The sequence below is a fragment of the Salinivibrio sp. IB282 genome (assembly GCF_001995685.1).
Taxonomy (GTDB): domain Bacteria; phylum Pseudomonadota; class Gammaproteobacteria; order Enterobacterales; family Vibrionaceae; genus Salinivibrio; species Salinivibrio kushneri.
Genome location: NZ_MUET01000030.1, coordinates 19,578 through 31,377, shown reverse-complemented (window position 1 = coordinate 31,377; position 11,800 = coordinate 19,578). Strand labels below are relative to the sequence as shown.

General features: G+C 51.4%; 10 protein-coding genes, 1 other RNA gene and 1 pseudogene. 4 read left to right on the top strand and 8 right to left on the bottom strand.

Annotated elements, in window-relative coordinates:
• Positions 1-164: 164 nt before the first annotated feature.
• The gene (locus BZG14_RS08125; RefSeq protein WP_077486604.1) at positions 165-641 is read left to right on the top strand and encodes a Dps family protein; all 477 of its coding nucleotides are present in this window, start codon (positions 165-167) and stop codon (positions 639-641) included.
• Between the two features lie 188 nt (positions 642-829).
• Here BZG14_RS08125 and ffs read toward each other — a convergent pair.
• From ffs to BZG14_RS08110, 3 genes are all read right to left on the bottom strand, one after another.
• Positions 830-926: signal recognition particle sRNA small type (ffs, locus tag BZG14_RS08120), an RNA gene on the bottom strand.
• Between the two features lie 121 nt (positions 927-1,047).
• A complete protein-coding gene (locus BZG14_RS08115; protein ID WP_077608472.1) occupies positions 1,048-1,779 on the bottom strand; it encodes a hypothetical protein in 732 nt (243 codons plus the stop codon).
• A gap of 39 nt (positions 1,780-1,818) precedes the next feature.
• The gene (locus BZG14_RS08110) at positions 1,819-2,238 is read right to left on the bottom strand and encodes a YbaY family lipoprotein (protein WP_077608471.1); all 420 of its coding nucleotides are present in this window, start codon (positions 2,236-2,238) and stop codon (positions 1,819-1,821) included.
• 99 nt (positions 2,239-2,337) lie between these two features.
• Here BZG14_RS08110 and tesB point away from each other — a divergent pair, with 99 nt between their 5' ends.
• Positions 2,338-3,201 (top strand): acyl-CoA thioesterase II, encoded by an 864-nt coding sequence (tesB, locus tag BZG14_RS08105; protein ID WP_077608474.1) that lies wholly within the window; start codon positions 2,338-2,340, stop codon positions 3,199-3,201.
• Positions 3,202-3,304: 103 nt separating this feature from the next.
• Here tesB and BZG14_RS08100 read toward each other — a convergent pair whose 3' ends face one another.
• From BZG14_RS08100 to BZG14_RS08090, 3 genes are read right to left on the bottom strand one after another with little or no spacing between them, the layout of a single operon-like run.
• On the bottom strand, positions 3,305-5,065 hold the full coding sequence (locus BZG14_RS08100; protein WP_077608470.1) for an ABC transporter transmembrane domain-containing protein: 1,761 nt from the start codon (positions 5,063-5,065) through the stop codon (positions 3,305-3,307).
• A complete protein-coding gene (locus tag BZG14_RS08095) occupies positions 5,058-6,818 on the bottom strand; it encodes an ABC transporter transmembrane domain-containing protein (RefSeq protein ID WP_077608469.1) in 1,761 nt (586 codons plus the stop codon). The genes BZG14_RS08100 and BZG14_RS08095 overlap by 8 nt, the downstream gene beginning before the upstream one ends.
• A 42-nt stretch (positions 6,819-6,860) precedes the next feature.
• On the bottom strand, positions 6,861-7,328 hold the full coding sequence (locus BZG14_RS08090; protein ID WP_077608468.1) for an Lrp/AsnC family transcriptional regulator: 468 nt from the start codon (positions 7,326-7,328) through the stop codon (positions 6,861-6,863).
• Positions 7,329-7,461: 133 nt separating this feature from the next.
• Here BZG14_RS08090 and BZG14_RS08085 point away from each other — a divergent pair, with 133 nt between their 5' ends.
• Positions 7,462-8,523: a PLP-dependent cysteine synthase family protein gene (locus BZG14_RS08085; protein WP_077608467.1), complete on the top strand. Its 1,062-nt coding sequence runs from the start codon at positions 7,462-7,464 to the stop codon at positions 8,521-8,523.
• A gap of 868 nt (positions 8,524-9,391) precedes the next feature.
• Here BZG14_RS08085 and dbpA read toward each other — a convergent pair.
• The gene (gene dbpA, locus BZG14_RS08080) at positions 9,392-10,774 is read right to left on the bottom strand and encodes an ATP-dependent RNA helicase DbpA (RefSeq protein ID WP_077608466.1); all 1,383 of its coding nucleotides are present in this window, start codon (positions 10,772-10,774) and stop codon (positions 9,392-9,394) included.
• 243 nt (positions 10,775-11,017) lie between these two features.
• On the opposite strand from dbpA, the gene BZG14_RS08075 reads away from it, so the two are divergent.
• Positions 11,018-11,452 carry an acyl-CoA thioesterase gene (locus BZG14_RS08075; protein ID WP_241824636.1) on the top strand — a complete coding sequence of 145 codons (435 nt, stop codon included), beginning with the start codon at positions 11,018-11,020 and terminating at the stop codon, positions 11,450-11,452.
• Between the two features lie 37 nt (positions 11,453-11,489).
• On the opposite strand, the pseudogene BZG14_RS15565 reads toward BZG14_RS08075, so the two are convergent.
• A pseudogene (locus BZG14_RS15565) lies at positions 11,490-11,633 on the bottom strand (type II toxin-antitoxin system Phd/YefM family antitoxin); the annotation flags it as partial.
• Positions 11,634-11,800 lie beyond the last annotated feature (167 nt).

Here is an 11,800-nt window from a genome sequence, read left to right as displayed (position 1 = left end):
CATCATAGGTCACACCTATCGTGTATATAGGTTAACTCCATTTTCTTTCTTTATATCGGGTAGTTACTCTATCCACATCGTTTGGAACGAACCGTTTCCAGTGCTTGGCACTCGCGATAAAGCGAAGGGTCGAACACATTGATTTGCCACTAAGGAGGCATTAAATGAGTAAGCAAGCAGCATTGATTGGACTAGACAGCAGCAAAGCCGAAGATCTAGGCGCGCGTTTGGATACGCTATTAGCGAACTACCAAGTGCTATACACCAATGTGCGTGGTTTTCACTGGAACATCAAAGGCAACGACTTTTTCGAGTTGCATACCAAATTTGAAGAGATTTATACCGATCTTCAAACCAAGATTGATGAAGTCGCTGAGCGCATTCTCACCATCGGTGGCACCGCCGAGCATCGCTTCAGCGAGTACCTGAAGGTCAGTGAAATTAAAGAGCATGCACCCGAAGCAAATGGTCAAGCTGGTGTCCGTGCGCTGGTTGAAGGCTTTAGCGTTCTGATTGGCCTTCAGCGCGACATCATGAATCTTGCCGGAGATGCGGGTGACGAAGGGACATCTGCACTGATGAGCGATTACATCCGCGAACAAGAAAAACTGATGTGGATGCTTAACGCTTACCTCAACTGATCACCTGTTCGATAACGTAAAAATAGCCCGCTTTGTCGGGCTATTTTTATGCCTAAACAACCTACAATCTCATTCAATGAGTGAGTAATACGGACGTAAAAGCCCTAACCAAGGCGGCACCATATATTGCTCGAGAAGCATGAGTTGTAACGAGAAATTGAATTTTAGGGGAGCAGAAAGGGCGGAGACCTCCCCAGCTACATCCCGGCACACACGTCCCAAGCGCGGGCTGCTTCCTTCCGGACCTGACCCAGTACACAAGATAGTGTTGCGGGAGAACCAAGGAGGCCTCCATCGATATGTCGTTAAGCTTGCTTAACTGCGGGGCATTATGTGGCAAGGCTGGATGCAATGCAAGGAGGATTCATGACCTCATTCGTTAACTGTTTATCTTCTAGGCAATTTTCTATTGATCGTCCGGCTCTTCCAATAGCAAATACTCACCAACCCAAATCGCCGCAAGCATGGTGGCCCACGCGACCAATAGCGACAGCGTGAGTTGTCCAGGAGTAAGCCACGTAATCACCAAAAACGGCATACTCGGGATAAGATGCAAGGCAAGGTGACGAGAACGAGCAAATTGCGGTGTGAACCCCACCCACTGTAACAACCAAACAACCATCACCACAGCCGCAGTCCATAGCGCCGCAGGCCAGCCACTCACCGCCACTAATATAGGCAGTAACAACCAGGCCCCGCGATGAGGCGGCTGGTAACCTGGCCAATATCTGATCGCTAGCCATAACCCCATGAGTGCTAGCGTTTGCAGCGCGAGCGTAGTCGGTGAGCCACCCAATTTCGCTTCAGATTGCAAAGCCATCATCCCCGCAAACATGGCTACCATCACCGCACCGAGTAATAGCTTGACGTGTGGGTGTCGGTCGGGATTGAACCAGAGAGACAAAGCCGGCAAAAGCAATAGCGTGCTCGCGGCTAACAGCGCAGGGAGATGTGGCAAGGTAAAGGCAAAAATCGCCATCGCTAGCGCTAGGCACCAACTCGCGACTTTATCTGGATAGAAAAAGAATAAAGCAGACGCGGCAATCGCTAGACTATTCAGGGAAAACGTGGCGCTAATCCCCGCGACAGCGATAACCGTCAGCACCAACACGGGCCAGAGAAACAGTGAGATTCGCATGCACACTCCTTGTGCGGGTATCTCTTATCAGTGTAGCGATCAATGCCCCGCGCGCACCAGTGTTAGCGTTGGATCATAGGTGTGATTCGTATCCGTGATCACTTTATTGACCGTATTGGTAATAAATAGAGGCCGATCACTCACATCGACCTGGGCGGTGATCACATAATCGTGCGTCGCCGTGATTTGGCCCGGATCGTAGTTGAGGGAAAAATGCAAAGGCGTTTGCTGCCCTTCTGTCACAAAAGACTGGCGACTGATTACTTTGCCTGGGGCATCCATATTTTTGATTTCTACCAGCCGCACCGTCACACTGGCATTTTCCGGCAACGCAAGGCGTTCGCGATACACCAAACTGCCAGAAACAGTCGCTAAATCATTAGGTTGGCTATTTCCAGAACAAGCAGTAAACACCAAAGCAGTGAATAAGGCGAACAATAGAAACGTTAGTTTCTTCATTAAAGAATCCTCACTGAAGCACGTTCAAATGCGGCAAAAACACTAAGGTTATGATAGCTTGAACAGTAACAATGGAAGCATAGCATGAATCAAGGACTTATGAGCCAACCACTAAAAGAACTCTTACAACTGCTGCAGCTTGAGCGATTAGACACCGGCCTTTACCGCGGCCAGAGTGAAAACCTTGGACTGCCCCAAGTGTATGGTGGGCAAGTGATTGGACAAGCGTTGTCTGCCGCGAAAACCTCCGTAGAGCCCGAGCGCTTTTTGCATTCATTCCACAGTTATTTTCTGCGCCCAGGTGACCCTGAGCAGCCGATCATCTACGATGTTGAGATACTTAGAGACGGAAAAAGTTTCAGTACCCGGCGAATAAAAGCCGTCCAGTACGGAAAACCGATTTTCTATCTCACTGCCTCTTATCAAGAGGAGGAAGAAAGCTTTGAGCATCAAAACACCATGCCAGCAGACGTGCCAGCGCCCGAGACCTTGCGCTCTGAGCAATCGCTTGTCAATGATATTGCCCACAAGCTACCGCCAAATGTGGTAAAAGCCTTTGGGGGCGACAAGCCGATTGAAGTGCGACCAGCCACGGTGATCAACCCACTCAAGCCCCACGCCGCGCCCGCTAAGCAATATCTGTGGATCCGCGCCAATGGCGAAGTGGGGGACGATTTTCATGTCCACCAGTATTTACTCGGCTATGCTGCCGATTGGGGCTTTTTGGTCACGGCCTTGCAGCCTCATGCAGTGACGCTGCTTACGCCGGGCATGAAAGTGGCCACTATTGATCACTCTATGTGGTTCCACCGCCCGTTTAGAATGGATGAGTGGCTGTTGTTTGCGATTGAAAGCCCCTCCGCCAGTGGCGCGCGTGGCTTTGTACGCGGCGAACTTTTCAATCAGCAAGGCGATCTTGTTGCTTCAGCCACCCAAGAGGGTTTGATGCGAAAACTCTCCTAACCATCAACGTCTCGAGCGTGAGCGAGTCTGAGCAGCACAAAAAAGGGCTTTAAAAAGGGGCATTGCGCCCCTTTTTAATTGTGCTTCACGCATGACTGAGCCGCTACACCTGCGCCTCTTCCTCTAATGCGGCTAAATGGGCGCTGGCTTGCTGGAGTTGATACATCTGCCAGTAGCGGCCTTGCTGACGCAGCAGGCTTTGATGACACCCTTGCTCAATCACGCGGCCACGATGCAAGACGAGGATGTTATCGGCCTCGGCAATGGTCGATAAGCGGTGCGCAATCACCACCACTGTCATCTGTTGGCGTAACCTGTTCAGCGCTTGTTGCACAAGCTCTTCGGTGCCGGAATCAATATTGGCGGTGGCTTCATCGAGGATCAGAATTTTAGGCTGACGCACCAACACCCGCGCCAGAGCTAACAGCTGGCGCTGACCGGCAGAAAAGGTCATTCCGCCCTCACCAAGTAAGGTATCCAGCCCCGCTGGCAATCCTTTCACGTAATCTGCCAACGCCACTTGCTCGAGTGCATGCCAAATTTTTTCATCGTCCAGCGTCTGTCCCAGCGCGATGTTTTCTCGCAAACTCCCCGTCAACATGTGTGGGTCTTGTTGCACCATGGCAACGCCCTCACGCAAGCTTTGATGACTCAAGCTTTCGATCGGTAACCCCCCCAGCGTCAGCGTCCCCTCACCTGCGCGATAAAATCCCATCAGTAACGACGCCAAAGTTGATTTACCGCTGCCTGTATGACCGACTAACGCCAGAAAGCCGCCCGCAGGGACGTCTACACTCACGTCTGACAACACCGATGTTTCACCATCGTAGGAAAACGATACATTCTGCAGTGCAATGGCCCCWTCAGGGATCGGCGTGGTGTCATGGCCATATTGCTCAGGCGGCGTATCCATCATTTCGAAAAGCCGCTCACCGGCCGAGATAGCCTGCTGAAGCAGTGACAGTTGCTGCATCATTTCAATCAATGGCTCGGTGATCCGCCCCAAGTAGCTTAAAAAGGCGTACAGCACCCCAACCCCAATCACTGCCGTGCCGCTAAAACCGAAGATAGCCACCAAAGACAGCAACGCGGCCCCTGCCAATAAATCAATCAAAGGGCGAAGATAGATCCCGTTCAGGCGTTGAATAGTCACCATGGCATCTAGGTGATCCGCAGTCATATCACTGAATCGCGAGGAGAACGCCCGCTCTTGCTGCATTAGCTGGATCAAATTCATGCCGAGCACAGATTCATTCATCACCCCGTTGATATCTGCTAGTCGGTCTCGTGCCCGACGATACGCAGGCGCTGAGCGTTTTTGATAGCGCGCCATCACCAGTACCACACAAGGCAGTAGTACCAGCACCACCATTGTCAGTTGCACACTGAGCATCAGCATCGCCACCAGCATCACCCCAATCAGCGCGATGTTGCGTAGAAAGGTTGAAAGCACCGACACATACAGCTCTTTCAACGACTCGGTGTCATTGGTCAAGCGCGACACAATCCGTCCCATCGGCACATAATCAAAGGCTGACAGAGGCTGTTTAATCACATTGGCGAACACCGCTTTACGAATACGTTGAATGATGGCCACCGCCATGGTGTTAAAACGCAGCTCGTACTGATACTGAAAGCCCGCGGAGACAATGGTCGATACGATATAACCGACGGCCAGTGCCCACATGATCATCGCCGGATAATGGTCTTTGGCGACATAGTTATCGAGAAAAATTTGCACCAAATAAGGGCCCGTCACCTCTGCCACCGCCGCCACCAGCAAGAAAATCGTGGCAATCACAAATTGACGCCTGTCGCGGCGCATGTAGCCTAGCAATCGAAATAAGATCTCTCGCTTAGTCATGGCGCGGCTCCTCATCGGCTTCCAATGCCGCTTCCAGCTGCTGATATTGGTGCATTTCTTGATACCATCCTGGCTGTTGAATCAATTGGCGATGCTGGCCACGCTCTCGGATTTGCCCATGACTGAGCACCACAATTTCATCGGCGTTTTCCAGTGCCGATAAGCGGTGAGCAATCACTATCGTGGTACGGGTATGCTGATGCTGTTGCAGGTTCTGCAAAATGCGGTGCTCGGTGTCACCATCAACGGCTGACAAAGCATCATCCAAAATCAAACACTCCGCTTCCACCAATAAAGCGCGAGCAATCGAAATACGCTGCTTTTGACCACCAGATAAGGTGATCCCTTTTTCACCCACCGCGGTTTGATACCCGTGCGGCAGCTGACGGATGTCTTCATCAATGCAGGCAAGTGTCGCCGCCTGTTCGATTTCCGCTTGGGTCGCATCAGGACGACCAAGGGCGATGTTTTCCGCGATCGATCGCGAAAACAAAAATGGTGTTTGCGTCACCACCGCGAAACGTTGTCGCCATGATGACAAATCAGCCTCCGCTATCGACACATCACCATAGCGAATATCGCCCTTTTCAAGCTGGGTCAGATGAAGCAGCAATTGCAACAAGGTGGATTTACCACTGCCGACTGGGCCGGCAATCCCCAGCATGGCCCCGGGCGGAAGCGTCACATGGATATCTTTGAGGGCAAAACTGTCATCCGGTTGCCACTTAAACTGCTCAATCGCCAGCGTCAACGGCTGCATGGTGTCTGGCAGCAGCGTGTCACCACCAACAATGTCTGGCTGCTCTTGCAGCAACGCATCAATCCGCGTCCAAGCCGCACGCCCACGCTCAATGATATTAAACAGCCACGCCACCGCGAGCATCGGCCAAATCATCAAGCCTTGATACAAGGTAAATGCGGTAAGATCCCCAAGCGAAATCTCACCAGTAGCGACCATGTAGCCGCCGCCAGACACGGTCAGGAAAAACGAAGCACCAATGGTGCCTTGGATCACCGGCGAAAACAGCGCATCAACCCGCGCCACCGCGAGGTTTTTCTCCCCAGTACGATCGGCAACTTGATTAAACTGATTCATCTGGTGCTGCTCTAAGCCGAATGCACGCACCATACGCACTGCTGACAGTGAGGACTGACTCACCTCTGACAGCTCAGAAAACGCCGCTTGTGATTCGGTGAAGGTATGGTGCAAACGACGACCAAAGCGATTAACCAGCACCGCCATCACCGGCATCGGTAGCAGCGCTAAAAGCGTCAGCTGCCAGCTGATTTGGCTTACCATCACAATGAGCACGGCCGCGCCTGTGATAATAGAATCCCCAGCGGTCAGAACCCCTTCACCGGCGGTCATTACCACTGCTTTTACATCATTGGTAGAGCGCGCCATGATATCGCCACTCGGGTAGCGACGGAAAAAATGCGGGGATTGACGGGTAAAGTGATCATAAAGCCGATTGCGCAGCACAGTGCCCAGCTCAGCCGCGGCACCAAATAGCCAGACTCGCCACACAATGCGCAGCACATACACCACCACCCAAATGGCCAGCATGCCTGCCAGTAGCCACATCAGTAGCTCAGTGGAAATCTCGCCCGCGACCACGCCATCAACCACATGGCCCACGGCCATCGGCGGGATCAACTCGAAGACAGAGACAAATACCAAAATAATCATGGCGCCGAGATAACGACGCCATTCACGTTTAAAAAACCAGCCTAACTGCCAAAACACCTTCATGAGGTCTCCTTTTTATCCCCGCATTTTTATCATCAGAACGACCTATCGGATCGGTAAGGCGGTGGTGTACTTAAGCGCTTCCATGGCGAATGTTGATGTCACATTATTCAGACTTGGCACAGAATTGACCAGCTTTTTATAAAAATGATCAAATCGAGTCATATCAGCTACCTGCACCTTCATCATGTAATCATACTCACCTGCCATGCGGTAGAATTCCATCACCTCAGGGAACTCGGTCACCACCTCGGTAAAGGTCTTATACCACTGCTCACTGTGATCATTAGTTTTGATGTGGACGAAGGCGGTAAAGGCTAGGCCAACGGTTTCCGGGTCAAGCAATGCCACCCGACCACGGATCACCCCTTGTGATTCCAGCCGTTTCAGCCGCTTCCAACAGGGAGTCGTGGTTAAATTCACCCGTTCGGCCAGCGCGGACACAGACCAGTTGGCATCTTCCTGCAGCGCCGCGAGKAAAGTGCGATCTATCTCATCTAAGGTGACAGTCATAAAAATTTATTTCCATTAAGTATTATTTAATAGTTTATTTTTCTATTTTGGCGTCATTATAGAGCAAAAATAGCAAGGTTTTTATCCCACACTTTGCGTAAACTGGTGTTAATTACGCATTCGGAGACGCATGATGACAACCCCACCTCTTTGCCATACTTGGGTCGGTAACGCGATTCGCCTGATTGAAGCGGACTTTAAACGCTCTGCAGATACCCATTTAATTAAGCTCGATCTCCCTAGCTTTACGGACATTGATATCTATCTGAAAGACGAAAGCACCCACCCGACCGGCAGTTTGAAGCACCGCTTGGCGCGTTCTTTGTTTTTGTACGGCTTATGTAATGGCTGGATTGATGAGCACACCACCATCATTGAAAGCTCATCAGGCAGTACTGCCATTTCCGAAGCGTATTTTGCTCGCCTACTTGGCTTACGGTTTATTGCTGTGGTGCCCAAAAACACTGCGTGTAAGAAGATTGAGCAAATCCGTTTTTATGGCGGTGAAGCGCACTTTGTCGAGCGGTCAGACCAGATCTATGCCGAGTCTCGCCGCCTTGCTAAAGAGCTCAATGGCCATTACATGGATCAGTTTACCTATGCCGAGCGCGCGACGGACTGGCGTAGCAATAACAACATTGCCAACCGTATTTTTGATCAAATGCAGTACGAGCGCTTTCCGATCCCTCGCTGGATTGTGATGAGCCCAGGCACCGGCGGTACCTCGGCGACCATTGGCCGCTACATTCGCTATCGCTGCCAACCCACTCAACTGATGGTGGCCGATGCTGAGCACTCGGTATTTCACGATTACTTCCTCACCGGCGATAAAAACTTAACGACGGATGAGAGCAGTCGGATTGAAGGGATTGGACGGCCACGTGTCGAGCCCAGCTTTATTCCCGGCGTGATTGATAGAATGACCACAGTGCCGGACACTCACAGTATCGCCACCATTCACTGGCTAGAAAGCCAGCTTGGCCGCAAAGCCGGCGCGTCTACCGGTACCAACCTGTACGGCGTCTTAATGCTGGCCAATGAAATGCGCGCCAACGGCGAGAAAGGCTCTATTGTCACCTTGTTATGTGACAGCGGCGAGCGCTACCTAGACACCTATTACAACCCTGATTGGGTACGCGAGCACATTGGGGATCTCGACCAAGCGACTCATGATTTGCAGACGGTGTTGGGGTAACGCGCCATCGTCTATACAGACGTTGGATAAACAGGCGCGTTAATATATAGATCAGGCGTAGGTCGGCATAAGCGCCAGCACAATGCCAATCATTATCACGATATGGGCCGCGCGCCCGTTGCACGGCGCCATCGGACATCAAAGCCAAAGATTAACCTCGATGTCAAATTTGGCACCAAACGTGACAGGCGCCCAGGTGGCATAGTGCATCATTGTTGACATCTTACCGGGGCTTGTGTCACCTACGCCGATGGCACCATCAATGCATAAATTTTGTCATTGTATGCATTCCCACGCAGGAGCGTGGGAACGAGCAATCGTCGCCGATGGCACCACCGATATAGAAACCAGGCGTAGGTCGGTATAAGCACCAACTCGATCGCGCAAGCTTATTGTGATTTGCGACGCGCGCCCGTTGCACGGCGCCATCGGACATCAAAGCCAAAGATTAACCCCGAGGTTAAATTTGGCGCCAAACGTGACAGGCGCCCAGGTGGCATAGTGCATCATTGTTGACATCTTACCGGGGCTTGTGTCACCTACGCCGATGGCACCATCAATGCATAAATTTTGTCATTGTATGCATTCCCACGCAGGAGCGTGGGAACGAGCAATCGTCGTCGATGGCACCACCGATATAGAAACCACGCGTAGGTCGGAAAAGCGCCAGCACGATGTGTGCCTCGTGCATCGATGTGCCCTGCGCGCCTCCGACAATGGAGGTTAAAATTGGCGCTGATCGTGACAGACGCCCGTTGACAATGTGCACATACCCATCATCGTGCTGGGGCTTGTGTCACCTACGCCAATGGCACCATTGCAGTTAATTTAGCAGCTTAGCAAGCTACTCTATAGCTTACGGTAAAAACTAAACCCGGCGGGCGCGAATGGTGCGGCCTTTCACTTTTCCATCATTGAGCTTACGCAACGCGGCTTTAACGCAGGATTGCGACACTGCAATAAACGCCACATTATCTAGCACATTGATTTTGCCCACCTGCTTACCGTCAATGCCCGCTTGACCGGTCAGCGCGCCCAAAATGTCACCCGCGCGCACTTTTTGTTTTTTACCTGAGTCAATCATCAAGGTTGCCATCTCAGGCTGATAAGGCACGGTGCCGAGCAAGTCTTGCGACGGCAGTGCTTCAGGGAGAAAATCGCGGTCATACTGATCGCCAATCATCGCCAGCTTATAGTGCTCGGCATCGTTATATAGCGAACACGCCACCCCTTTTTTGCCAGCGCGACCGGTACGTCCAACGCGGTGCACGTGAGTTTGCGGATCGTGGGCGAGTTGATAGTTGATCACCATATCCATGTCATCAATGTCTAAGCCTCGCGCGGCCACATCAGTGGCCACCAGCACGGACGCACTTTTGTTGGCAAATTTTACCAAGGTGCGCTCACGGCCACGCTGTTCAATATCGCCATGCAAGGCAACGGCGCTAAAACCGTCATCTTCTAGGTTATCGCAAACTTGTTGGGTTTGAGCTTTGGTCGTACAGAACACCACGCAGCTTTGCGGCTGAAAGTGCAATAAAAGTAACTTTAACGCCTGGTAACGCTGCCTGTTGTCATCAACTTTATAGACGTGTTGCGAGATTGTACTTTGCGTTTGCACCTCATCCACTTTAACGGAGACAGGGTGGCTCAGCACTCGCTGCGCAATAGCATTGATCGAGCGCGGGAAGGTGGCGCTGAATAATAAGGTTTGGCGATGAGCGGGAACACGCGCAATGATAGCATCCAAGGTATCTTGGAAGCCCATATCCAGCATCTGATCGGCTTCATCCAACACCAAGGTTTCAACATCATCGAGGCGCAATGTACCCTTGCGTAAATGATCGTCGACACGCCCCGGAGTGCCGACAATAATGTGTGCACCATGCTCCAGTGAGCCAATTTGTGGGCCAATCGATACGCCGCCACAAAGCGTCAGCACTTTGACATTATGGCGACCACGCGCCAACTTACGCATCTCAACCGCCACTTGCTCGGCCAACTCACGGGTTGGACACAGCACCAAAGATTGCACGCGAAAGCGTTTTACGTTCAGTTTGGCTAACACTCCTAGGCTAAACGCCGCCGTTTTCCCCGAGCCGGTTTTTGCTTGGGCAATAATATCTTTCCCACTAAGCACAGACGGTAAGCTCTGCGCCTGAATGGGCGTCATGTGCGTATAACCCAAGGTTGCTAAGTTATCGAGTAAATCAGCGGGTAACGCAAGCGAGGAAAAAGCGGTATCAGTCAAAGTCGTATCCACAACAAAAGTAAATCATGCCGCGCCCAAGCACGGCCAAAGGGGGCGTATCATACCAGAGTCTGATTGCTGCCACATTAACCGATTAGCGCCACACACCCTGATAACCACTTTGTCGACTTATGTATTTTGTTACGTCATTGTTAGACAAAGCTCCGTATTTATACCTGCGCAGCTTGTCTTGTCATTGGGCTTGGTGTGCAATCAAGGCACACAATTAAGGAGGATTGTCTTGTGGCTAATATCCCAGTAGAAAACTACCCGCTCTCTCATACGCAGGCGATTGTTTGGAACGACATGGATGCCATGCAACACATCAATAACACCGTGTACTTTCGCTATTTTGAAGATGTGCGTGTGGTGATGCTTGAAAAATTGGAAGTGTTCGAGCTCGCCAAACGGCTGAATGTTGGTCCCGTGGTCGCCTCAACCCGCTGCGATTATCGCGCCCCTTTGGTGTATCCAGATACCATCACCACCGTCGCTTGGGTCGAGGATATTCAAGAAAAGCGCTATGCGATGAAGTATGAAATCTATAGTCACAATCAAGAGCGCTGTGTGGCCGAGGGCGAGGCCTTGGTTGTCTATTGCGATTTTAAAACCGGTAAAAGCTGCCCTATCCCAGTCGAGACGCTCGAAGGGTTAAAAGCTTTTGTCGCGAAACAGTAAACATAAAGACGAACACTGCGCGTTACCTGACGCGCAGTCAGCCGCTGAGCCATTTGGACATTTGTTCTTTGGCATCATGGTGACTCAAGAGCTTCTCTTCGGTAATTGCGCGCTCGCCACGCGCGATCCCTTCTAAGATAGCAAGACGGCTCTGCGTTAACTCATAATCATCCACATTTAATGAGGTAGTTACTCGTTCTACTTTCATCGCTCGATCAATCGTGACATCTAAATACCGTTACTGTAGCACTTGATGCTCACAGGAGCAGGGGTTTTGTTTGTGATAACGCAACACTCAGATCATCGCATCTGGCTTGCTGTCGATACCACACAGGGGTACCATCCGTG